A 22,553-nucleotide genomic window follows, 5' to 3' on the forward strand; every position below is an offset into this window, starting at 1 on the left:
TTAAAGACCGGTGATTTCCAAGGACCTGTGCTTATTCTAATTGATTTAGACGGCACATTATTACCCCTCGAGGCGTGGGACCCCGTGTTTCAGGATATAAGCATGCTAATAGCTAGCAGGGCTAATGTTGATTGGAGAATTGTGTACAGGGCTGCAAAGGACCTGAATAGGGAATTATTGAGGAGCTTTACGATTAAGGCCTTTGATTGGGATTACATATTTACTGAGGTGGCTCATAGATTTGGCGTGCCCATGAGCATTGATGTTAATGATGCATTAATGAAGTACGTGCATGGTTTCAAACTATTTGATGGCGCGCTTGAACTTCTCAAGCTGATTAGGGACTTGGGGCATAGGTTAGTCATTGCAACCAATGGATTGTACAAGTATCAATCCGTGGTCATTAAGGAGTTAGGCCTTTCCAGGTTTATCGATGGTATTAGGACACCTGACATGGTTGGTTGCCCTAAGAATTGCCGTGAATTCTTCGATGGTGCCCAGGCAATGATTGGCGATAACCCGCTTTTCGACGTTTACTACCCGACTAGGTTTGGTTTAATGACGATATTCATTGGTGATTGGGAAAGGAGGTTAAAATACGTATTGGATGTGTGGGGCATTGACTTATCGGGCATCAGGCCAACCTATTCCTTCAAAAGCATTAGGGATTTATTAACGGTGATAACCACCATACTTGCTCAATGAACGTGGTGTCTTCGCACTTTAATAAGGAACACCGTTATCACGATGAAGTCTATTATTATCATCACATGCATTATCGTGCAGTACATACACAGTGCGTGGAGTAGGTAGGTCTCAACAAATATTAGGTATGGAACCACCAATATCCCAATGAATCTCCAGTAAAATAGGACATTCAATGCAAGCGCGGCCAAATTTCCTGGGCCTAAGTCATATGTTAGTACGAGGATTATATTCACTATAAACCAGACTGCCGCCAATAAGTCGAGTGGAACACCACCTATGTCTGAGTACCTACTTGAGAGTACCCTTTCGCAATCAATGGTTATTCCTGGGAATGGGGATTTAAACGATGTGCACAGCGGTGGTAGCTCGTGTAGATAGTAATACGTGTATATTACGATGGATGATGCGAATAGACCTATCGCCGAGAATATGAGCATGAGTATTAACCACGTTCTTGATAGTCTCCTCATCATCACGTAGATAAAGCCCTGAACTTAAATATTAATCTCACAGTGTAATTACTGCATTATTAATTAACTTTAACGAGCTAATTAATTTATTAAAGCACTGCACTTGATTGTGCACGATGTCTGAGGTGGGTAAGAGGATAATATTTCACGAATTGCTCACGCCCGAGGAGGCATTAAGTAAGGTGTTTAGTACCGTTAAGGTTGAGCCATTGGGAACGGAGGTCGTTAGAATTGAGGAAAGCTATGGGAGGGTTTTGGCGAGAGATGTGTATTCACGAATTGACGTGCCACCCTTCGATAGGGCAACAATGGATGGATTTGCCGTGAGGGCTGAGGATACCTTTGGAGCTGATGAACTTAATCCAATTAAGTTAAGGGTTATTGGTAATGTTGAGACGGGGGCCGAGGAATTGCCCCAGGTCAATTCTGGCGAGGCCGTTGAAATAGCCACCGGCGCTCCAATGCCTCCTGGAGCAAATGCTGTGGTTATGGTTGAGTATACAAAGCGCAGTGGTGATGAGTTAGTGATATACCGCTCGGTAACACCTGGTGAGAATGTGATGTCCGCGGGCTCTGACGTGATGATGGGTGAGCTAATACTTAGGCGGTGCACGGTGATTAGGGAGAGGGAGGTTGGGTTGCTCGCGGCTGTTGGTATTGATAGGGTTGAGGTGTTCAGGAGACCTAAAGTTGCCATAATCTCGACCGGAAATGAGTTGGTTAGTCCAGGTAAGGAGTTAGGTCGTGGTAAGATATACGATATAAATACGTACACGATAGCCCATGCCGTTGCGTCAATGGGCGCTGAGCCAATAATCATGGGTATTGTTAGGGATAACATTAATGAGATGAGGGAGACCGTGAATAAGGCATTGAATATTAGTGACTTGGTGCTTTTATCAGGAGGGACTTCCGCGGGACTTGCGGACTTAACATATAGGGTGCTTGACGAGATTGGACCCCCCGGCATAATAATCCATGGGCTTAAGGTGAAGCCTGGTAAGCCGACGGTCGTTGCCGTGTCCAGAGATAATAAGTTAGTCATTGGCTTACCCGGGTACCCAAGCTCGGCGCTAATGATATTCAACATAATAGTTAAGCCAATACTGGCCAGGATGCTTTGCACGGGGTTGATGAGGTTAAGATTAGGGCTAAACTCGCCATTAGGCTGATGGCGCAAGGGTAGGAGGGCCCTTTACCCCGTTAGTCTCGTCGATACAGGGCACGGGATAGTGGCATACCCATTACCCGCTGAGTCAGGTGCCATAAGCACGCTGGCCTTCGCTGATGGTTATATAGCCATTCCAGAAACCGTGGAGTACCTGGACAGTGGTGATGAGGTTGAGGTTACATTATTTACACATCAGTATATGCCGGCTAACCTATACATAATCGGTAGTCATGACCTTGGACTAGACGTATTAATACCAATGCTCCCAGGCTTTGTTAGGGCTAGGGTGATTAATGTTGGTTCCATGGGTGGGCTCTACGCGGTTAAGCGTGGTGAGGCTGACGTGGCTGGTCTACACCTTGTTGATGAGGAGACTGGGCAGTACAACGTGCCGTACATGATCAAGTACGATGTTAAAAATGCAGTTCTCATTAGGGGCTACCTCAGGGAACAGGGATTGATAGTGCCCAGGGGCAATCCCAAGAACATAAGAAGCATTGAGGACTTATTGAGGGGCGATGTGAGGATTGTTAATAGGAATAAGGGTGCAGGCACGAGATTCCTACTCGACCTGAAGTTAAAGGAGATAGCATCTAAAATGGGTATTAAATTTGAGGAATTAGTGAGGAAGGTGAATGGTTATTACTATGAGGTTAAGACCCACACAGCCGTCGCAGCCGCCGTGGCCCAGGGAAAGGCTGATGCCGGCGTTGGTATTAGGCTGCGGCTGCGATGTATGGTCTCGACTTCATACCACTTGGTTGGGAGAGTTATGACTTCGCAATACCCATTGATAGGCTTGAGAAGGATAGCGTTAAGGCATTCCTAAACATGCTGAGGAGTAACGAATTTAGGGATGCCCTCAGTAAATTACCTGGCTATAAGGTTCCCAATGATATCGGCGAGGTTATTTGGAAGGGTCAATAATTCTAAATTTAATTTATTTAATTTTAAAATTCGAATTATTTAGTGGGTAGCTTGTCTACGAAGTAAACCTTCCTAAGCTTCTTGTAAAACGCTACCCTGGAGTTTACGAAATCGATCAATTCCTTATCAGATACCTTACCTTTATATTCATCGCGTAGTACTACGTAGGCCACGGGTAGTTGGCCTATGTTTGGATCCTCAGCTTGTTCTCCAGTTACGTAGGCCTCCTTAACGGCTGGGTGCCTCATTAATATTATTTCCAGGTCTCGCGGGAATATTGGATAGCCCTTATACTTAATCATCCTCTTCTTAACACCCCTGAAGTACAGCAGGCCCTTATCATCCATGACCATTAGGTCACCGGTTAATAGCCATCCATTGTAGATAGCCTTCCTCGTATCCTCAGGGTCGGAATAACCCTTCATTATCCAGGGGGCCTTAGCCGCCAACTCACCAACACTACCCACACCCAACTCCTTCGACGGATCATTTGGGTCAACAATCTTCAACTCAGCACCAGGTATTGCCGAGCCAACGGTACCAGTTATGTCCTTGTACTTAATTGGCTGCACCGTGAGTACATACGCCTCGGTTAAGCCGTAGAACTGCACAAGTGGCACGCCAAATCTTTGGTAGAACCCCAACTGCGTTGTTGGGGGTAATGGCGCGGCTGCAGAGAGGGCTAGCCTTAATGACGATAATGCATTAGGACTTAAGTCCTTATTATTGAGTATTTGGTCGAACATCAGAGGTACCCCGGCGAATACCGTTATCCCATACCTACGTATTAACTCAGGCGTGTCCTTAGCGTCGAAGTGCCTGGCTATAACGGCCTTGGAACCCCTTACGAAGGCCGACATCAACTCCGTAAGCCCAAGTATGTGGGATAACTGGGCAACCACGAGTACCGAGTCTCTGGGGCCAAGCCCTATCGCCTCACCAAACGCGTATGGACCTGAGTATAGGCTGAAGTACGTGTGCCAAACCTGCATTGTCCTACCTGCAATGCCTGCATAGTAATAGATCAGGCCGACATCATCATCCCTAACCTCAATTGGCCTAAGGCCCGTTGGTGAACCACTATTTAATAATTCCTGAAAACTTAACACCCCCTGTCCAGAGATGTCAACACCAATCACCCTATACTTAGATAGAACCGCCCTCTCCCTCTCAATGACTGACTTATCCGCAATCACAGCCTTTGGCGCGGAATCACTTAATTGGTAGTCGAGATCCTCAGATATGGTTAACGGATCTATAAGGACTGCCGATGCGCCTAGAATCCACGTTGCGAATAATGAAATAACGGCCTCCACACTATTACTCATAACTATGGCTATCTTATCCCCATGGCCAATGTCAAATTTACTGAGAGAGTTTGCAAGTCGGGAGGCCGTGTTATAAAGATCGCTATATGTCAATGCCACGCCACGTTCATCAATTAAGAAGGTATCGTTTGGGCGGCTCCTTAAATAATCAAGCAATGCATCAATGGGATTTTGATGAGGATAGCTTGATTTTGTTGCCATGGTTATCACGACTTTATATAGCCGCGTTCGATTAGGGCTGCCTTTATCTCATCCAGCGTTCTAACGTCGTCCAGCGTTGATATGTCTCCATATGGCTCATTCTTCACCAAAGCCTTAATAACCTCCTCATTATCTTACCCGACTTCGTCTTTGGTAGTCTCCTTACTATTATTACGTCATCAACCCTGGTACCTGATGCTCTGGCGAACTCCTTAATATCGTTGATCAACGCCTCAGAAGGTGTTTCCCCTGACTTAAGCACAACGAAGGCAAGCACCTTTTCACCACCGCCGGGTGCCGGCGCACCGACTACGGCAGCCTCAGCAACCGCCTTATGCCTTGCGAGGACCCCCTCTATGTCCATCGTACCAAGCCTCTCGCCAGCAACACTTAGTATGTCATCGGCCCTACCCAATACGTATAGGTAACCGTCCGAGTCATAGAAACCATAATCGCCTGTGTAGAAGTATCCTGGGAATCTAGTCCAGTAGGTCTTCATTAGCCTCTCATAATTGGGGTCATTCCACATCTTAGCCATTGCTGGGTTCGGGATTGCGATGACTATGTAACCCCTCTGCCCAGGTGGGAGTGGGTTGCCATCATCGTCGACCACGAGCCATTTACTACCTGGGAATTGAATACCCGCTGAACCGGGCTTAAATGGTATTTCACCAAGCCCATAGGGTGTCGCTGCGATTGGTATTAGGTGCTCGGTCATCCAGTAGGCATCCGCAATTACCGTATTCGGTAACTGCTGTATATACCACTCGGCAACGCCTGGGTTGAGTGTCTCGCCCGTATTGAGTATTATCCTTAAGCTTGATAGGTCTCCCTTAAGTGCTTCCTCACCAATGCTCCTAATTGTATATAATGTTGTCGTACTACTCCAGATTAGTGAGACGTGGTACTTCTCAATTATCCTAGCAAATAAGTCCCTCTTATAGCCCACGAATCCCTCGAACAGGAGGCCGGTCATGCCCATTACGGGTATTGTATATAGGTTAGCCATGGGCCACACAGGCCAGCCCAGCTCACTTATTGTCCACCAAACATCCGTATCCTGTGGGTTAAACAATGCCCTAAACGTCCAGTTAAGGCCTATTGGGTAACCACCATTACTCTGCCATAGTCCCTTAGGCCTACCCGTCGTACCCGACGTGTAGTATATGGTGGCAGGCTCATTAGCCTCCACGGGAACGGGCTCGACGTAGACCTTGCCCTTGGGGGCTACGTCCTCATAAACCAGGTCTCTACCCTGCTTAAGGTTGAAGTCGGAGAATCCCCTGGACACCACCAGCACCTTCTCAACCGGTGTTTGATACTTCTCGAGAGTCCTGTCGACCAGATCCTTCATCCTAATCTCATCACCAGCCCTAAATCCCTTCGATGCGACTATAAATACCTTTGACCCACAGTCCTGGAGCCTATATGCAAGGGTTTCCTCGCTTAAGCCGGCATAGTGAATCACTAGGATGGCACCGAGTCTGTGGACCGCGAGGCCGAAGTAAACGGCCTCTGGTATATTTGGCATCATCATCGAAACGGTGTCGCCCTTCTTAACACCAAGCTCTTTAAGTACGTACGCAGCCCTATTCACCTCCCTATAAAGGTCCCAATAGCTAATGACCTTGCTATCGCCCCTCTCATTCTCGTAGTAAAAGGCGACCCTATTGGCCCGAGTCGGTATGTGCCTGTCAACCGCATTATAACTAATGTTCAGGTAGCCACCCCTAAACCAGTAAACATCGGGTGCCCTACCCTCGAGCACTGACTTAGGCCTTTCAAACCAGGTAAGGTATTCAGCCTTATCAGCCCAGAACTTAGCCGGGTTCTCCGCAGCCTCAATAGCCATTCGCCTTATTCTATCTAAGGAATAGAACTTTTGATTTACCGCCATAAATAAAATATTTATGAACTCTTTTTAAGTATTACCTCATGAAAATAGGATGTGAAGTTTTATTGAATTATTTATGTAGGTAAAATGATTATCCAACAACGCTTTTATAATAATCGAAGGTTAATTCCTCATACCACTTAGGCACCTTGGGCTCGTAGAGTGAGAACTTAGCCAGTGGGTATGGGTGTATCCTCTTCACCGCATTTATGCCAGGTATTACCAGGTTTAGATACTTGGCAGGTATTACTATGCTGATCTCATGATTCTCGGTTCTCCCAAGTATTAACTCGCCAGTCCCTGGTATGTTTATCTGAACCCTACCATATTTATGCGAATACGGTATTAATGTGCATGATGCCAGCCCAATATAGGTAATTTCGCTGGGCATTACACCATTCCAAATCAATGCCTTGGCAATGGTAGCTATTTGGCAGGTAAGCCGTAAATAACCACGACGTGTGGTTCAAAGTCTATTCTATCAAGTGGCGATATTAACACCAGCTCTGTCGAGCCTGGTTCGAGGAATCTCAAGTGAAGCGTATTAACTATTTTACTCATTGTCTCCTTATCGGACGTATGCCATTGCGGTATGTCCCTATCGATGTATTCCAGGGTTACCTTCGTTAAGCCAAGCGCCTCAGCGCCTATCATGCAGAAGGAGTCCTCAAGCCCAATCGCTAACTTCCATCCGTAGGTCCTCGCCATGTTTATGGCTTGGCAAAAGGCAACTCTAATGCCGAGATCCTTATATGGTCTCTTAAAATCACCTATATCGCATTGCTCACCCCTACCGCAAAATTTGATGCCTATCGGCCATGTCATTAAGCCGAGAACTTCCCTCAACTTAGTACCCTGCTGCCTAATCTCGTCAATTGACCCATGAACCTTTATGCAAAAACAGCCTTATAAATAATTATACCGTGCCGTTAAGTTAATGCGTAAATTTTTACCAATAAAATATGGCAATAATATGCCATTTATTATATGATTTACCTAATGGATTTCATAATATTTAACTTCTTATTCAGGAAGATACTTGTTATATTGACGAGCAAGTATTTAAACTTATTATAAGTATTGCGTGGTTGATGATTCTCGACATCGCAAAATTACTCATTAGACTTAGGGCGTATTGGGCATCAATCAGGGGTCTCCGGGAATTCATTGATGATTACCCATTTGATGAAATAGCGCTTAAGGCGCTTAAGGGTCGTGATGCGATTTACCCATTTGGCGAGATGGCGACCTACGGCTCCGCAGTGCTTGGCTCCGGAATTCATGATAAGAGGGGATTCCCAAGTTTAAGACCCTGGATAACTCAATAATACTGCTACCGCCGGCCTTCACGCTAGGAGACTTGAGAAGATGGCTGAGCTTCTTCGGGAGCCCACGTTCATGGACGTGAACCTAGAGAGCTCATTAGGTGGTTTTAAGGTTTCCATGCCCATAGTGGTCGGTTCAATGGGCTCCACGGCAATAGCCAGTAAGTTTAGCCTTGACATAGCCAGGGCAGCGGCTAAGGCAGGCATCGTCATGGGTATTGGCGAGAACGTAGCTACGGTAAGGGGTTACTCAAGGAGGTACACGAGGGGTCACCCAAGCTTTAAGGAGAGGTTGATGGCATACCTAACCAATGTTGATAAGTACGGTGGCGTAATTATTCAACAGAATGTGGAGGATGCATATGACGAACTTTGGAATAAGGTGTATAGTGATAAGGATGTTGAGCCGTACATTGAGGAGGGCCTTGTAGGTTTTGAGATTAAGATGGGGCAGGGGGCAAAGCCTGGACTTGGCGGTGTAATTAAGATCCCGAGGGAGGAGGCAATTAGGCTTAAGGCTAAGTACCACTTTGAGATTGACCCTGAGAGGGTTAGGGACAAGTTCATAACTAGGTATTCGGTGCCTGGCACGTACACAGAGGACATACTTAGGGGCATGATTAGGTTCATGAAGACAGCATACCCAAGGGCAAGGATATGGATTAAGCTTGGCCCATACAGGGACGTGGATAGGGTGATTAGTATAGCCCATGAGGAGGGCGCCCACGCCGTGGTGATTGATGGTAAGGAGGGTGGCACTGGAATGGCGCCTTCAGTCGCCATGAAGGACCTTGGTTACCCAACAATAGTCGCCCTCAAGAAGATTCATGATGCCAGGAAATTAGGCATAGTGGACACATCCCTACTACTCGCGGGTAGGCTCTATAATGCTCCCACGTGGTTAAGGCCATGGCCCTAGGAGCCAGCGGCGCCTACATGGCTAGGCCATTCCTAATAGCGGCGATGGTTAAGGGCGAGAGGGGCGTCCTGAACTACATAGAGGCTGTCAAGGAGGAAATGCAAATGCTTGTGTCCGCCTTGGGTAAGTATGACATTAGGGAGGTCAATACGGAGGACGTCGCCGCCATCGATAGAGATACAGCCGAGATGTTTGGGATACCATACGTCTACTCACCAACGTTTTAAATAGTCTAATTTAATAACTGGTTCTTTCTAACGTTATCGTGAACCTGAGGGCATTTATCAAGCTTTCTAGGATTGAGCACGGAATACTAACCAGCCTAATAGTCATTGCATCCTACGTCATATCTGGCGGTAGGAGCATCACCGCCATGGCGCTCCTCTTCCTATCATCATTACTTACGGAAATATTCCTCTTCGCCACTAACGATATTTACAATATTGAGGAGGACAGGATTAATAGGCCGGATGCGCCCCTCGTGCGTGGTGAGGTCTCGACTAGTGAGGCTTGGGCATTATCATTATTATCCGTGGTTATTGCCGTGTTGCTGAACGTGCTTGGTATTGTCATGGGATATTTAATGGCTTGGAGCATTGTGATACTAATAATGGCTATAGCACTTGGTTTCTCCTATAATTATAGGTTGAAAAGGACTGTAATTGTGAATAACGTCCTTGTGGCGGTGACATCATCATTAACATTCCTATACGGACTATACGCCATCTCATCCACAACGCCAACCCTCAACTTGCCCTATCTATTATTTACCGTTTCCTTCCTATCCACGATGGGTAGGGAGTTGGTTAAGGGCGCGATTGACGTCGCGGGTGATGTGAAGGCAGGTGTTAAAACTGTTGCTAATACCTACGGTATTAAAACTGCGATAAAACTTGCCGTAATGTTTACATTGATTGCAGTTCTCATATCGCCATTGATAATAGTTTATGCGCTTCAGAACCTTTATGGATTAGTTCTATCGGTGGGCGTTTTAATAACCGATGTGGTGCTCACGTATATATCAATAGTGCTTCTTAGGAATATTGATTACATGGGGAGGTTCAGGGTATTGTCCCTTATCGCCATGTCCATTACGATAATTGCCTATTTATTGCTTGCATTATTAATAATGGTTCATTAAATACCAAGGACGCTTCGGAGAATTGCTAGGTAATTAACCTCCTTAAACTTCATTTCCTTAAGTGATGGTATTTCAATGAGCATGGGCTTCCTCATCTTCATCCTCATCTTCTCAAAGTCCTCCCTAACCCTATCCACTAAATTGCTCGTTATTAGTATGGCGCCAACGCCCTCCTCAATACTTAACTCCTTAATTATTGATAATACATTCTCACTCTCACTAACTACCCTACCCTCAAACCCAAGCAACTTAAACGTGTAAACCGTATGCTCATCCCCAAGCACTATTGCACGCACGTTCCCTAATCACTATAATAAATTTATAAAGTTAATTACATAATCACCACGGCTCCCTCTTAAGCCCGAGTAGGTAGGCTATGGTGTTCGTGGCCAGGTGTATCGGTGGCGTTATTATTACTGCAATCACCACGTAAATCGCCCTTAAGACACTCGGTTGAATGAGCCACAACGCCAGCAATGCCGCTAGTAAGAAGTCGAGCTGGTCAAGTAATGGCGCCGGCGCTCCACGGGGCAAACCAAGCCTCCTCTTGATGAACGCCCCGAGCAGGTCACCCAACAACGCCGCAACGCACATCGCAAACACGGCCAATGGATTTGGTAGCTCTGAGGCTATGTTTACGGCCTTAGACACGATAATGTATGTTAGCTCACCAATCACGAAACCAACCAGGAGACCCGTAATGAAGCCTCATACGTCTTACCATCACCAAATAGTCGCTTCCCATCAATGAAATTCCTACCAAAATCAATGGGCGTTCTACGCCTAAACACCTTACTGGCCACAACGGGTGTTGCGTTGGTGACGTATGGGGGCCAAATAATTAGTAACGTGATTATAAAATCCCAAAGCAAACCCACGCGTAATCACTCGAGGCTATGCCTCTTAATTAAATGCGTAATTGCTGAATTCCTCGTTATGAATTCCTGACCGCACACTAGGCAGTAATAAACATCCATCCCATTACGCCTAACAGAAACTATTAAGTGCTCCTTCATGTGCCTGAGGAATGCCCCCTCTCCATTCAATTTCGCGCCACATATATCGCACGTTATTGTCTTACCGCCAACCCTGCCATGCTTGCGCATGTGGGTGACGAAGGAGTTAGCGTCAACCTCGGCACCGCACTTTGGGCACCTCAGCTTTGGCCTCGGTACGGCCTTGGTTATTGCGTCAACTACCTTATTAACATCCTCACCCATGTAATCACATAGTGGGCAGACAACCACCTTAGTCAATGCCTTGGCTACAGCGCCCATAGTCGTGAGAACCCTAACCCTCTTACTTTTTAAGTTCTAACACCCAACTCAGGTAGTGAGTAGGGTCGTAGGCCTGGCAATGCCAAGGTGGGACTTGGGCATGGTGGGTTATGTGGCGGGCTCATCGAGTGAAATTGACCATGCATACTCCGAGTTATTCCTACGTTGCTACCCAACCACGGTGGACATGACCAGGGAAATGGAGGGTAAGGTCTCCTGCATAATCAATGTAATTAAGAGGGGGTTGTCGATAAGTAGTGCCGTGTTTCTACTTGATCCCTACGGTATTGCCAATGACGTGGGTACTAGGTATGGTATTAAGAGGGAGCTCATACTTGATGGTGTGTATTCATGGTTCATTAATTACCTAAGGAGTAATGGCTTTATCGGCGATGTCGATGCTATAGAGCTTGATCAGGAATTATCAATACTAATGCCTAGGATTAAAGCCAGGGTGGGCGGTAAAGCCAGCATGGTTGCCGGCGTCATGGCGACGATAATGGCTGTTAGGGGGATTAGGGTTAGTGAGTTGCCCATTAGGGTTGTTGATGTTCGTAAAGACGCCATTAACTACATAATGAGGGCAATCTCAAGCCATTAATCAGCATTTCCGGCGATCAATCATTCATCAGGCAAATGCCTCCTCATCACTGTAGTACTGATGCCATTAAGTGATTTATAAGGTCTTTGTGGTATTAGGGTGATCCTTAAATACAGCCTTATTAATTACCTAAGCTATGGTAGGGGGTACACCGATTAAAGAGAGCGATATTAAGAACTACCCGCATGAGGAGTGGACTAGGTCATTTCAATACAACGTAACCGCCGGTACTGCCTATTCAAGGTTTCTTGAGGGTTTAAGGAATGGTAAGATTTACGGCACATACTGCGGCAAGTGCGGTCACGTGTTCGTACCACCAAAGATGTACTGCCCATACTGCTTCAAACCCGTGGATGGCTGGGTTGAGGTTAAGGATGAGGGAACCGTAATCACCGCCGTGGTAAGCTACATAAGCAGTACGAGGGAGCCGCTTAAGGAGCCCAGGGTTGTTGGTGTGATTAAGCTTGACGTACCAGGTAGGGAATTCAGCGAGCATAGATTCCCTGGAATAATGCACTACCTATGTGTTGATCCCGAGGATGTTAAGTCAATGAAGGTATTTGGGATGAGGGTTAGAGCTCGGTGGAAGCCTGCCGATCAAAGGACTGGCTCTGTCCTCGATATTGAGTGCTTCGAGCCTGTGAGGTGATGGGCATGTCCTTCGAGAAGATAAACGTGAATAGGGATGTTAGGCATTGGCTCCACACAATTGAGCAGGGATATAGGTATACGGCTGGTCCGGTAGGTACGAAGTTCCTGGAGGGCCTTAGGGCCGGTAAATTACTGGCCGGTAAATGCCCGGTTTGTGGTAGGTTATTAATGCCTCCAAAGGCCTTTTGCAATATGACTTTGCGGAGATTAAGGAGTTAGTGGAGATTGCGCCAGTGGGTGTTGTTAGGACTTATACCGTGGTTTATGAGGATTCATATGGCAATAAATTGCCTAAGCCCGTGATCATAGGCTTCATAGAGTTTCCAGGGGTTACGGGTGGTCTCGTTCACTACATAATTAATGTCGAACCGAACAACGTTAGGGTAGGGCTTAAGGTAAGGCCCGTGTTTAAGCCTGAGAATGAGAGGAGGGGTTCCATAACGGACATCGTTGGTTTTGAACCTGTTTAAGTGTGTAAATGACAAAAATCTTAAATAGGTATAGGGTTGTTGGTTTACCTGAATGAGTCAAGCGCAGAGGAGGATTCCCGTATATAAGAAGATACTTCAGGATAAGATTAAGGAGTGGATGATTAAGGAATTCCTAAACTATAGACTGGCTAAGCAGGGCTACGTTGACTCGGACGTTCTCAAGACACCACTTGGCACTAGGATAATCATCTACGCCGAGAGGCCAAATAGGATAATTGGTAGGAAGGGCGTCATTGTTAAGGAATTAACCGACCTACTTAGTAAGAAGCTTGAGGTTGAGAACCCAATAATTGACGTGACGCCAATACAGAACCCAGAGCTTAATCCAAGATCATTGCCAATAGGATTGCCTGGGCAATGACTAAGGGCGTTAAATTTAGGAGGCTGGTATGATAGCCATTAGGCAGATAATGGATGGTGGCGCAAAGGGCGCTGAGGTTACCATTAGCGGTAAGTTGACGAGTGAGAGGTCGAGGTTTGAGAAGTATGTTTATGGTGTTATTTATAAGAATGGTTATGACTCAAGGACTAAGGTCCAGAGGTTTGTGGGTCAGGTACTACTGAAGCCTGGCCTCTATGGTATTGAGGTTAGGATAACACCGCCGATTAGGTTCAGTGATGAGTTCCAGATAAAACCACCAAGCAGGGAGGTCACTGCTGAGGCCCAGGCACAGCAGGTACAGGGTGGTGAGGGTGGCGAGCAGGCAGAGGCTTAATGCGAAGACATTAGGAACATGAAACCTGAGGATAGGGCAAAGCTACTCAATGACTTAAGGAATGAACTACTTAAGTTACAGACACAGAGGGAGCGTGGTACGCTGGATAACCCTGGCAGGTTAGGGCGATTAGGAGGGCCATTGCAGGATATTAACGATAATGAATGAGGAGGCTAGGAAGACCGTTAAGGCAGGTAGATGAGCAAGCCATTATTATTTAAGTTCATAGAGACTGTTAATTGTAGGAATGATTCCTTAAATGGCATTAGTGGCATAGTCATTGATGAGACGGCGAAGACCATTAAGGTGTTGACATTAACGGGTTCCATTAAGGTGGTTATTAAGGAGGATTGCTGGTTTTATGTAGACATTAATAATTGCACGTACTTGGTTAATGGGCGTAGGCTTATTCTTAAGGGAGGGAAAGGAAAATTTTTTAAATTCGTAAAATAACCTTGCCACGTGTCTGAGCAGGAACTCACTGAGCGATTAATTAACGGTATCATAGCACGACTTCAGAATGAAATTAATGAGTGGAGTAACAACGTTAGGTTAAGGGCTGAGGCTGAGCTTCTTGATAGCGTTAAGGCAGTCCTTGATAAGTACTCAAGTACTCTTGAGAATATTGATAAGGAATTGAATATGGAGAGGGAGTACAGGCTTTATGATGAGATGATGAAGGAGAAGAGGGAAAAACTAAGCATACTTGAGGAGGCGTATGCAGAGGTTGTTAATAGGATTAGGGATAGGATTAAGTCCATGAGGGGTACCGATGATTATAAGAAGTACCTTAAGAATTCGATGCTGTGGGCATTATCAATAATAGGTTCCCAGGATGTGGTAATAACGACAAGCGAGTCCGACGTAGGTATCATTAGGGAATTGGTATCGGAGCTCGGACTTAGTGCAACTATAAATACGACAAGTGAGGAATTACTTGGCGTCATAGTTTCTTCCCAGGACGGCTCAGTTAGGGTCGACGCAACATTGGATTCGAGACTTAAGCTTATGGAACATCAAATAAAGACATTACTGGCACACCTCGCCTTATCCGGGTGAGGTTATTGCTAACATGTAGAATTAATTTTTTTAAATATGTAGAGTTTTAATGCATCGTGTCATCGGGTAAGGGCAGGATTGTATACATAAGCGGGCCTGTCGTTAAGGCTGAATTACCTGGAGCATTACTTTATGAGCTAGTCTTCGTCGGTGAGCTTGGACTCTTTGGCGAGGTTGTTAGAATTCAGGGTGATATGGCCTTTATACAGGTTTATGAGGAGACAACAGGGCTTAAACCCGGTGAACCAGTTATTAGGACGGGCGAGCCACTTAGTGCGTGGTTAGGCCCTGGTATACTCAATAAGGTTTATGATGGTGTTCAAAGGCCATTATCGCTAATATTCGACTTAACAAAAAGGCCATTCGTTGCCAGGGGCATTAATTATGAGAAGGCGCCGCCTCTAGACTTCAATAAGAAGTGGAAGTGGATACCAAAGGTTAAGGTTGGTGATGAGGTTGAGGTTGGCGATATTCTCGCGTAGTCCAGAGACACCACTCGTTGAGCATAGGATCCTCTACCCACCGATCTATAGAACTGGCGGTGTCGTTAAGTACGTGGCGCCTGAGGGTGAGTACACAATTGACGATGTTATTGCTGAGGTCGAGACAAAGGAGGGAACCGTGAAGGTTAAGATGTGGCATAAATGGCCAGTGAGAAGGCCGAGACCGTTCAAGGAGAAGTTACCACCTGTTGAGCCACTAATAACGGGGATTAGGACCATAGACACCTTATTCCCAATAGCCATTGGCGGTGCAGCTGCAATACCTGGACCCTTTGGCAGTGGTAAGACGGTGACGATAAGGACGCTGGCAATGTACAGCGAGGCCAGGTTAGTATTCCCAGTGCTTTGTGGTGAGCGTGGTAATGAGGCTGCGGATGCGCTGCAGGGGTTGCTAAAGCTCGTTGATCCAAACACGGGTAGGCCGTTGATGGAGAGGACTACCATTATTGTGAATACATCCAACATGCCTGTGGCCGCTAGGGAGGCGAGCATATACATGGGTGTCACAATTGCTGAGTACTTCAGGGATCAGGGCTATGACTCGTTCTTAATGGCTGACTCAACGAGTAGGTGGGCTGAGGCGATGAGGGAGGTCGCTCTAAGGATCGGTGAGATGCCCAGTGAGGAGGGATTCCCGGCATACCTACCGACTAGGTTGGCGGAGTTCTATGAGAGGGCTGGTAGGGTCGTGACCCTCGGTAAGGGTAATAGGCTTGGCTCAGTCACGATAGCCGCGTCGGTGTCGCCGCCCGGTGGTGACTTCACGGAGCCGGTCACAAGCCATACGCTTAGGTTCATAGGCGCCTTCTGGCCGTTGGACGCGAAGCTTGCCTATTCGAGGCATTACCCAGCCATTAATTGGTTAATGGGCTTCAGTAGGTATGTCGACACGGTGGCTGAGTGGTATCAGAAGAATGTGGCGCCTGATTGGAGGGATCTTAGGGATGAGGCCGTCAGGATACTAACGAGGGAGGCCGAGCTTCAGGAGGTTGTGAGGATACTCGGCACTGAGGCACTCAGTGAGCAGGAGAAGCACCTGTTAAATGCGGCATTCCTGATCAGGGAGGGATTCCTTAAGCAGGATGCCTATCACCCAGTTGATGTTAGGTCATTACCGCCAAAGCAGTACTGGCTTCTTAGGCTCATCATAACGTTCTATAGGAAGGGCCTTGAGGCGATTAACACGGTGTACCCGCCTCAGCACTTAGGGAGTTAGACGTTGTTAAGAGGTTGGCCAGGCTTAGGATGGAGGTTAGGAATGAGGAGTATAAGAAATTGGTCGATTATGAGCAGGAGTTAATAAGCGCCATTGACAACCTAATTAAGCAGTATGAGTCGCAGAGGGCGGCATCTACTGCTTAGGTTTACCTTAAATATTAATAACCGTGCTTACTAATGACTTTATTAATTGATAATTCTCATTTCCGCATAGAACAATAACGTATTTATCACACCCAATACCACTTAACTTATTTAGCTCATCCGCAGCCTCACTTGACAACTCATCGAGGTAATTATTGAGCTTGAGTATTAGGAATTTATTTTGTGGACATACGAATTTAAGGAATAGTACTGCATCAGAACCATTCTTTATTGCAATATCCCTAAGCCTTATGATGAATTCCTCATTAATACTACGGTTGATTACTGATGCGTAACACCTCCTACACTCGCACTTAAATACCTGGGAGAACTTCGTAACCTCCCTTATCTCATCAATGCCCAAATCACGCAATAATTTATTGAATAATTCCTCACCCTTACTTGTTAGTTCAGCCCCACCTCTCATAACCCTGATAGCCCCCTGGCTCTTGAGCTCATTAAGTACGCGCCTTACAACGCCCTCGCCCATGCCGGAAACGGCACTTAGTGAGTACCTGCCCATTCTTCCATACCTCTTAAGCATTAGGAGCACCGTTAATTCCTCAGCACTCATTTGCATTAGTTACTACTTAACCTAGGTAAAAATAATTTTCCTTTACCAAGTTATATTTATTAATCCTTACAGCAATTGTGCCTGGTGATCATCATTTGCCCAGTAAGGGCATGTACACGAACTCCAGGGAATTACCAATAATGGCCTACAACACCGCATCAAAAAGCCTTGAGAAGATAACCCTCCTACGCCCTGGCCTCGCCAGGATCTACGTATGTGGATTAACACCGTACGACTCAATGCATGTTGGGCATGCGAGGACGTTCGTATTCTATGACATATTCAGGAGGTACCTGGAGTACTTGGGTGCTGAGGTTCGGTTTGTGACTAACTTCACGGATATTGATGATAAGATAATAAACAGGGCTAGACAGGAATTCGGGAGTGACTTAATTAATAGGTGGTATGACATACCGAGTAGGTACATTAAGGAGTTCTTTGAGGCTATGGATAGGTTATACGTAAAGAAGGCATATGCATATCCAAAGGTCACTGAGAACGTTAATGACATGCTTAAGTGGATACAGGAGCTCGTTAATAGAGGTCTAGCCTATGTTAGTCCTGATGGTTCGGTTTATTTTGATATAACGAAGGTGCCCAGGTATGGTGAGTTCTCGGGCCAGAAGATTGAGGACCTAATCGCGGGTGCCAGGGTTGAGCCGGAGCCAGGTAAGAGGAATCCACTGGACTTCGCACTCTGGAAGTCCTGGAGTGAGGGCGAGCCCTGGTGGAATAGCCCATGGAGCCCGGGCAGGCCAGGCTGGCACCTGGAGTGCGTGGTAATGTCCAGCAAGTACCTCGGCGTACCCTTTGACATACACGGTGGTGGGCAGGACTTAATATTCCCTCATCACGAGAACGAGATCGCAATAGCCAGGGTTTACTTCGGGATAGATTACTTCGCGAGGTATTGGATACACGTTGGCCTAGTAACCATTAAGGGTCAGAAGATGAGTAAGTCGCTTGGTAACATAATACCGATAATGGACGTATTAAGGAAATACGATGGTGAGGTGCTGAGGCTTTATTACGCAATGACCCAGTACAGGAAGCCCATGGACTTCGACCCAGACGCGCTGGATCAGGTCAGGAACTCGCTAATGAGTGTATACGCGGCGTATGACATGCTCATCGAGGCCATAAACGAGGCCTCTGACACGGGCGATAAGGATGCCGAATTATTAGGTAAGGTTAATGGTTTTGTTAATTCCTTCGAGGAGTCAATGAATAATGACATAAACACGAGCGGCGCAGTTGCAGCGCTCATGGACTTCGCCAGGTACGTAACATCCACAGTCATCTACAACACACAGCACTTCTCAAGGAATGCATTAACCAATGCACTAACGGCCTTTAGCGACCTAGCGAATATACTCGGAATACTAAACAGGACAAGACTACCACCATCACTCGTCTCACTAATAGACACCCTAATAAAGGTCAGGGCCAATTAAGGGCTAGAAAGATGTTCGACCTCGCGGATGAGATTAGGAATGAACTTGGGAGGCTTGGTGTTGTAATAAGCGACGTCGGCAGTAAGACGTATTGGTACATTGATAGGGATAAGCTATCCCAATTTAGTTAGGTCTTTACCTTGGGTGTGTAGAGTCGCCGTAATTATATAATTACGGCGACTCTCCAGGTCCAATGCACGAAGCACGATTTATCCATGCCCCCTACATGGCTTATTATTGAATCCCTGAATAAATGCTTATTACCTCCTTTAATTCGGTACTAGGTAAATGAGGACCGTATTCCTTAGTAATGGTTCATTAGCTTTATTGTATGATGAGAATTACTACATAAGGGACATTTACTACCCATTACTTGGTCAGCATCACCACCACTCCTTCGGTGGCAGGTTTAAGATTGGTATTTGGCATGATGGTAGGTTCACGTGGCTTGAAAACATAGGTAATAAGGAGATTAAGTTAAGTGGTTCGAGGGCGGAACTCAACGCTTACTGGGATGGGCTTAACATCCACATGGAAGATACGGTGTTAATACCGCAACCCGTGCTCGTCAAACACGTATCTATTAAGGGACCAGGTTTCGTAAGAGTTATCTTTTATCATGATTTTAAATTGAATGATTACGAGGCTGGCGATACCGCATTCTACGATCCATCATTGGACGCGGTATTTCACTATAAAGGGAATACATGGTTTGGAATAGCATCTACGAACCCAATCTATGAATATACAACAGGTAGGAGAGACCTCAACGTCGTGTTACCCGACTGTGAGGATGGCACATTAAGTAAGAACCCGATAGCCCAGGGCTCTGTGGCCTCGGCAGTATCCATAGCGAGCCCCGAGTTTTACTACTTCATGGTGGCTGGTGATAATTATGAGAGGGTTATGAGATTAATAATTGAGCTTAGGAATAGGAGTAATGTAGAGACATACTTCCGAAGGTCAGTTAATTACTGGAATAACGTGGCCTCTGAGTACGGCGATGATGAGTTGGCTTCGCAAAGCATCGTGGTCCTGCTCGGTCATGTCGGTATTAATGGTTCGATACCGGCCTCCCTGGACACTTCAATAATAAAGTTTAACCTGGACACGTATGGTTACCTATGGCCTAGAGATGCCGCATTCGCGGCCATGGCCCTAGACATGGCTGGCTATTACACCTTCACGAAGCGCTTCTACACCCTAATCTTTAAGTTATTTGGTGGTGAGGGCTTCCTATTCCAAAAGTATAACCAAGCGGTACCTGGGCTCTACATGGCATCCGTGGACTGCCAGGAGTAGGAAGTCACTGAATATTCAGGAGGACGAGACTGCACGGTGATTTACGCCTTCTGGCACTACTTCCAGAGGACTAGGGATTATGACCTGCTTAGGGAGGTTTATGACGTAATAACGAGGGCCGCAAACTTCATGGTTAATTTCAGGGATGAGAAACTGAAACTACCCCTCGAATCCTACGACCTATGGGAGGAGAGGCTCGGTGTGCATACGTACACCGCCGCGTCCGTTTACGCAGGCCTACTTGCGGCGAGTAACCTGGCTAAGATGCTTGGTGAGTATGAGAGCGCCAGTAAGTGGGAGGAGGCAGCCATGGAGATTCGCGAAGCCATTAGGAACTACTTATTTGATAAGGAGAGGGGTGTTTTCTATAGGTCGGTTAGGGTTGATGATGGTAAAATAACGGAGGTTGACAGGACCGTTGACGCAAGTATAATGGGTATATTCCTATTCAATGTATTTGACGTTTATGAGCCACTGCTCGAGAGCAGCGTCAAGGTTATTATGGATAGGCTTTGGGTTAAGCCCATTGGTGGTATTGCTCGTTATGAGGGTGATTACTACCAAAGGGTTCCCGGCGACTACAGCGGTATTCCCGGTAATCCATGGGTAATAACCACGCTTTGGGTTGCCCAGTACTACATGGCTAAGGGTGATTGTTATAGGGCTAGGGACCTGATATCGTGGGTTAATAGGGTGAAGACCCCCACGAACCTACTGCCTGAGCAGGTTGACCCATTTAGGGGATTACCAGTTTCAGTAACTCCCCTCGTTTGGAGTCATGCGGAGTATTTAAGGACCTACATAATGAGGAAGAGGCAGTGCGCCTAGGTTCCCCAGTACGTTTCATAAAGCCTCATCCAATAACCACTGACCAACCTATTTTTGCCTAAGACCTCGGTTATCGGCACCCTAACTATGTCGCCACCTCTATAGGCAATCATCTTACCGAAGTCGCCACCCTCAATGGCATTAAAGGCCTCCGTGGCAAATCTAACGGCTAATACCCTATCGAATGCCGTTGGTGGTGCGCCCCTAATGACGTGCCCTGGAATCACGGCCCTAGTCTCAAGACCCGTGACCTTCTCTATGTATTGAGCCAATTCATTACCAACACCACCAAGTCTGGAATGGCCGAACTCATCCCTAGGGCCACCGTACTCCTTAATACCCTCGGAAACGACGACCAAGGCCCACCCCCTACCCCTATACACCTCCTTAACCCTGTTAGCAACGACATCCCAGTTAACAGGCCTCTCGGGTATGAGGACGAAGTCGGCCATTGTAGCCAACCCAGTGAATAGGGCTATCCAACCAGCCTCCCTACCATGACCTCAACGACACCAACCCTCTCATGGGAAATTAATGTCGTCTTAAAGTTCTCAGTAACCTTAATAGCCTCGTTGACGGCCGTATCGAAGCCTATCGTGTAATCCGTACCGTAAACATCATTATCGATTGTCTTTGGAACACCAACCACGTTAGCCAAACCCCGCGCCTGCGTCTGTGCAGCGGCGCTTAACGTATCATCACCACCAATCGCCACAATCACGTCTAAGCCAAGCTCCTTAAGATTCCTGGCAAAGACTCAGCCCTAGCCTCATCCTTGAAGGGATTCGTTCTCGAAGTCCTAATGAATGTACCACCCGTAAATGCAAAGTCTATTAGGTCCTTAGACGTAACCCTCCTAACCTCCTTATCCAGTATTCCCCTCCAGCCATGGTATATCGCGTAAACCTCATGTTTCTTTTCCAATAATTTAGTCAGTGTGTATACGGCTATGTTAAGCCTGGCGCATCACCACCCCCAGTGAGGATACCCACCTTCATTTAACCTCACCCAGCACCTCAACAACCTTCTTACCTCCATAGACGATTTCCGAAAGGACCTTGGCGAATTTTAATGCATCCCTCCTCTGCCATACATTCCTACCAACCGCAATACCGATGGCTCCAGCCTCTATAACGCCCTCCACCTGCCTCAGAAACTCTTCCTCTGTCTTCGTCTTAGGGCCGCCCGACATTAATACCGGTACCTTACCCGCGACCTTAACGGCCCAGGAGAATGTCTTTGGATCGCCAGTGTACTTAATCTTCATGGCATCCGCACCAAGCTCAAGGGCAACCCTGGCTGCGTAGGCCACTATTTCCGGCGCTGTCTCGTTCGTTACCTTACCACCCCTTGGGTACGACCAGACGATCAGCGGCATATCGAACTTAACGGCCTCCCTCTTTATCCTAGCCAACTCCTCAAACATCTTCCACTCATAACCACTGCCTGGGTATATGGTGTAACCCACGGCGGAGGCGCCTAGCTTACGGCCTCCTCAACAGTGCAGTTGGCAACTGATATTGGCTCACCGTTGTATAGGCTTGTCTTACCATTCAACTTCACAATAAGCGGCACACTACCGTCATAGTACTTCTCAGCAATACCCCTCTGGAAAACAACACCGTCGAAGCCTGCCTCACGGGCTAATTTA

General features: G+C 46.7%; 22 protein-coding genes and 7 pseudogenes. 17 read left to right on the top strand and 12 right to left on the bottom strand.

Features of this window, described 5'->3' with window-relative positions; translation table 11 throughout:
- The first annotated feature begins 27 nt into the window (after positions 1 to 27).
- Entirely contained in the window at positions 28 to 705 is a 678-nt protein-coding gene (locus JCM16161_RS11440) for an HAD family hydrolase (RefSeq protein WP_054855915.1), read from the top strand.
- On the opposite strand, the gene JCM16161_RS11445 is transcribed toward JCM16161_RS11440, so the two are convergent.
- The gene (locus JCM16161_RS11445; RefSeq protein ID WP_243671547.1) at positions 699 to 1,181 is read right to left on the bottom strand and encodes a vitamin K epoxide reductase family protein; all 483 of its coding nucleotides are present in this window, start codon (positions 1,179 to 1,181) and stop codon (positions 699 to 701) included. The genes JCM16161_RS11440 and JCM16161_RS11445 overlap by 7 nt on opposite strands.
- A gap of 113 nt (positions 1,182 to 1,294) precedes the next feature.
- On the opposite strand from JCM16161_RS11445, the gene JCM16161_RS18560 reads away from it, so the two are divergent.
- Entirely contained in the window at positions 1,295 to 2,350 is a 1,056-nt protein-coding gene (locus JCM16161_RS18560; protein WP_243671507.1) for a molybdopterin-binding protein, read from the top strand.
- A 60-nt stretch (positions 2,351 to 2,410) separates the two neighbouring features.
- Positions 2,411 to 3,126 (top strand): annotated as a pseudogene (locus tag JCM16161_RS18565) (molybdopterin biosynthesis protein); the annotation flags it as partial.
- 185 nt (positions 3,127 to 3,311) lie between these two features.
- Here JCM16161_RS18565 and JCM16161_RS11455 read toward each other — a convergent pair.
- The 4 genes from JCM16161_RS11455 to JCM16161_RS18575 form a co-directional block, all read right to left on the bottom strand.
- Complete coding sequence (locus tag JCM16161_RS11455) at positions 3,312 to 4,805, bottom strand: acyl--CoA ligase (protein ID WP_243671508.1); 1,494 nt, start codon at positions 4,803 to 4,805, stop codon at positions 3,312 to 3,314.
- A 103-nt stretch (positions 4,806 to 4,908) separates the two neighbouring features.
- Positions 4,909 to 6,657 carry an AMP-binding protein gene (locus tag JCM16161_RS11460; RefSeq protein ID WP_243671509.1) on the bottom strand — a complete coding sequence of 583 codons (1,749 nt, stop codon included), beginning with the start codon at positions 6,655 to 6,657 and terminating at the stop codon, positions 4,909 to 4,911.
- A 133-nt stretch (positions 6,658 to 6,790) separates the two neighbouring features.
- Entirely contained in the window at positions 6,791 to 7,108 is a 318-nt protein-coding gene (locus JCM16161_RS18570; protein ID WP_243671510.1) for a hypothetical protein, read from the bottom strand.
- Between the two features lie 17 nt (positions 7,109 to 7,125).
- Positions 7,126 to 7,545, bottom strand: coding sequence for a DUF169 domain-containing protein (locus JCM16161_RS18575; RefSeq protein ID WP_243671511.1), 420 nt, complete (start codon positions 7,543 to 7,545; stop codon positions 7,126 to 7,128).
- 245 nt (positions 7,546 to 7,790) lie between these two features.
- On the opposite strand from JCM16161_RS18575, the pseudogene JCM16161_RS11470 reads away from it, so the two are divergent.
- Together JCM16161_RS11470 and JCM16161_RS11475 are read left to right on the top strand one after the other, a co-directional pair.
- Positions 7,791 to 9,170, top strand: a pseudogene (locus JCM16161_RS11470) (glutamate synthase-related protein).
- Positions 9,171 to 9,208: 38 nt separating this feature from the next.
- Positions 9,209 to 10,084 (top strand): geranylgeranylglycerol-phosphate geranylgeranyltransferase, encoded by an 876-nt coding sequence (locus tag JCM16161_RS11475; RefSeq protein ID WP_054855916.1) that lies wholly within the window; start codon positions 9,209 to 9,211, stop codon positions 10,082 to 10,084.
- Here JCM16161_RS11475 and JCM16161_RS11480 read toward each other — a convergent pair.
- The 3 genes and pseudogenes from JCM16161_RS11480 to JCM16161_RS11490 form a co-directional block, all read right to left on the bottom strand.
- Positions 10,081 to 10,380, bottom strand: coding sequence for a V-type ATP synthase subunit F (locus JCM16161_RS11480; RefSeq protein ID WP_243671512.1), 300 nt, complete (start codon positions 10,378 to 10,380; stop codon positions 10,081 to 10,083). The genes JCM16161_RS11475 and JCM16161_RS11480 overlap by 4 nt on opposite strands.
- A gap of 43 nt (positions 10,381 to 10,423) precedes the next feature.
- Positions 10,424 to 10,962 (bottom strand): annotated as a pseudogene (locus tag JCM16161_RS11485) (CDP-2,3-bis-(O-geranylgeranyl)-sn-glycerol synthase).
- A gap of 6 nt (positions 10,963 to 10,968) precedes the next feature.
- Positions 10,969 to 11,361 (bottom strand): hypothetical protein, encoded by a 393-nt coding sequence (locus JCM16161_RS11490; protein ID WP_054855917.1) that lies wholly within the window; start codon positions 11,359 to 11,361, stop codon positions 10,969 to 10,971.
- Positions 11,362 to 11,416: 55 nt separating this feature from the next.
- Here JCM16161_RS11490 and JCM16161_RS11495 point away from each other — a divergent pair, with 55 nt between their 5' ends.
- From JCM16161_RS11495 to JCM16161_RS11530, 9 genes and pseudogenes are all read left to right on the top strand, one after another.
- Positions 11,417 to 11,962 (top strand): hypothetical protein, encoded by a 546-nt coding sequence (locus tag JCM16161_RS11495; RefSeq protein ID WP_054855918.1) that lies wholly within the window; start codon positions 11,417 to 11,419, stop codon positions 11,960 to 11,962.
- A 136-nt stretch (positions 11,963 to 12,098) separates the two neighbouring features.
- The gene (locus JCM16161_RS11500; protein ID WP_054855919.1) at positions 12,099 to 12,611 is read left to right on the top strand and encodes a Zn-ribbon domain-containing OB-fold protein; all 513 of its coding nucleotides are present in this window, start codon (positions 12,099 to 12,101) and stop codon (positions 12,609 to 12,611) included.
- Positions 12,611 to 12,832, top strand: a complete 222-nt coding sequence (locus JCM16161_RS18580) for a zinc ribbon domain-containing protein (RefSeq protein ID WP_243671513.1) — start codon at positions 12,611 to 12,613, stop codon at positions 12,830 to 12,832. Before JCM16161_RS11500 ends, JCM16161_RS18580 begins: the two co-directional genes overlap by 1 nt.
- A complete protein-coding gene (locus JCM16161_RS18585) occupies positions 12,799 to 13,083 on the top strand; it encodes an OB-fold domain-containing protein (protein ID WP_243671514.1) in 285 nt (94 codons plus the stop codon). The genes JCM16161_RS18580 and JCM16161_RS18585 overlap by 34 nt, the downstream gene beginning before the upstream one ends.
- Before the next feature lie 52 nt (positions 13,084 to 13,135).
- Positions 13,136 to 13,820, top strand: a pseudogene (locus JCM16161_RS11510) (30S ribosomal protein S3).
- A gap of 18 nt (positions 13,821 to 13,838) precedes the next feature.
- Entirely contained in the window at positions 13,839 to 13,988 is a 150-nt protein-coding gene (gene rpmC, locus JCM16161_RS11515) for a 50S ribosomal protein L29 (RefSeq protein ID WP_243671515.1), read from the top strand.
- Between the two features lie 30 nt (positions 13,989 to 14,018).
- The gene (locus JCM16161_RS11520; RefSeq protein ID WP_054855921.1) at positions 14,019 to 14,273 is read left to right on the top strand and encodes a ribonuclease P protein subunit; all 255 of its coding nucleotides are present in this window, start codon (positions 14,019 to 14,021) and stop codon (positions 14,271 to 14,273) included.
- A 9-nt stretch (positions 14,274 to 14,282) separates the two neighbouring features.
- Positions 14,283 to 14,879, top strand: a complete 597-nt coding sequence (locus JCM16161_RS11525) for a V-type ATP synthase subunit E (protein WP_054855922.1) — start codon at positions 14,283 to 14,285, stop codon at positions 14,877 to 14,879.
- A gap of 56 nt (positions 14,880 to 14,935) precedes the next feature.
- Positions 14,936 to 16,744, top strand: a pseudogene (locus JCM16161_RS11530) (V-type ATP synthase subunit A).
- Between the two features lie 7 nt (positions 16,745 to 16,751).
- On the opposite strand, the gene JCM16161_RS11535 reads toward JCM16161_RS11530, so the two are convergent.
- Positions 16,752 to 17,318: a hypothetical protein gene (locus JCM16161_RS11535; RefSeq protein ID WP_054855923.1), complete on the bottom strand. Its 567-nt coding sequence runs from the start codon at positions 17,316 to 17,318 to the stop codon at positions 16,752 to 16,754.
- 137 nt (positions 17,319 to 17,455) lie between these two features.
- Between JCM16161_RS11535 and cysS the strand changes: the two are divergent.
- The 3 genes and pseudogenes from cysS (at position 17,456) to JCM16161_RS18595 (ending at position 20,902) form a co-directional block, all read left to right on the top strand.
- Positions 17,456 to 18,903, top strand: a pseudogene (cysS, locus tag JCM16161_RS11540) (cysteine--tRNA ligase).
- 157 nt (positions 18,904 to 19,060) lie between these two features.
- Positions 19,061 to 20,074 (top strand): hypothetical protein, encoded by a 1,014-nt coding sequence (locus JCM16161_RS18590; protein WP_243671516.1) that lies wholly within the window; start codon positions 19,061 to 19,063, stop codon positions 20,072 to 20,074.
- A 36-nt stretch (positions 20,075 to 20,110) separates the two neighbouring features.
- Positions 20,111 to 20,902 carry a glycoside hydrolase family 15 protein gene (locus tag JCM16161_RS18595; RefSeq protein WP_243671517.1) on the top strand — a complete coding sequence of 264 codons (792 nt, stop codon included), beginning with the start codon at positions 20,111 to 20,113 and terminating at the stop codon, positions 20,900 to 20,902.
- Here the strand turns inward: JCM16161_RS18595 and JCM16161_RS18600 are convergent.
- The 3 genes and pseudogenes from JCM16161_RS18600 to JCM16161_RS18610 form a co-directional block, all read right to left on the bottom strand.
- Positions 20,899 to 21,354 (bottom strand): 6-phosphofructokinase, encoded by a 456-nt coding sequence (locus JCM16161_RS18600; RefSeq protein ID WP_243671518.1) that lies wholly within the window; start codon positions 21,352 to 21,354, stop codon positions 20,899 to 20,901. The two genes, JCM16161_RS18595 and JCM16161_RS18600, sit on opposite strands and share 4 nt — an antisense overlap.
- A gap of 23 nt (positions 21,355 to 21,377) precedes the next feature.
- Positions 21,378 to 21,826, bottom strand: a pseudogene (locus JCM16161_RS18605) (6-phosphofructokinase).
- Positions 21,827 to 21,896: 70 nt separating this feature from the next.
- On the bottom strand, positions 21,897 to 22,370 hold the full coding sequence (locus JCM16161_RS18610; protein ID WP_243671519.1) for a hypothetical protein: 474 nt from the start codon (positions 22,368 to 22,370) through the stop codon (positions 21,897 to 21,899).
- Between the last annotated feature and the right edge of the window lie 183 nt (positions 22,371 to 22,553).

Source organism: Vulcanisaeta sp. JCM 16161, from assembly GCF_001316285.1.

Coding starts and splice junctions, on each gene's coding strand:
- JCM16161_RS11445 (WP_243671547.1), bottom strand. CDS start 1,181: ATGATGAGGAGACTATCAAGAACGTGGTTAATACTCATGCTCATATTC.
- JCM16161_RS18560 (WP_243671507.1), top strand. CDS start 1,295: ATGTCTGAGGTGGGTAAGAGGATAATATTTCACGAATTGCTCACGCCC.
- JCM16161_RS11455 (WP_243671508.1), bottom strand. CDS start 4,805: ATGGCAACAAAATCAAGCTATCCTCATCAAAATCCCATTGATGCATTG.
- JCM16161_RS11460 (WP_243671509.1), bottom strand. CDS start 6,657: ATGGCTATTGAGGCTGCGGAGAACCCGGCTAAGTTCTGGGCTGATAAG.
- JCM16161_RS11490 (WP_054855917.1), bottom strand. CDS start 11,361: ATGGGCGCTGTAGCCAAGGCATTGACTAAGGTGGTTGTCTGCCCACTA.
- JCM16161_RS11500 (WP_054855919.1), top strand. CDS start 12,099: ATGGTAGGGGGTACACCGATTAAAGAGAGCGATATTAAGAACTACCCG.
- JCM16161_RS18580 (WP_243671513.1), top strand. CDS start 12,611: ATGGGCATGTCCTTCGAGAAGATAAACGTGAATAGGGATGTTAGGCAT.
- rpmC (WP_243671515.1), top strand. CDS start 13,839: ATGAAACCTGAGGATAGGGCAAAGCTACTCAATGACTTAAGGAATGAA.
- JCM16161_RS11520 (WP_054855921.1), top strand. CDS start 14,019: ATGAGCAAGCCATTATTATTTAAGTTCATAGAGACTGTTAATTGTAGG.
- JCM16161_RS11535 (WP_054855923.1), bottom strand. CDS start 17,318: ATGAGTGCTGAGGAATTAACGGTGCTCCTAATGCTTAAGAGGTATGGA.
- JCM16161_RS18590 (WP_243671516.1), top strand. CDS start 19,061: ATGAGGACCGTATTCCTTAGTAATGGTTCATTAGCTTTATTGTATGAT.
- JCM16161_RS18600 (WP_243671518.1), bottom strand. CDS start 21,354: ATGGCCGACTTCGTCCTCATACCCGAGAGGCCTGTTAACTGGGATGTC.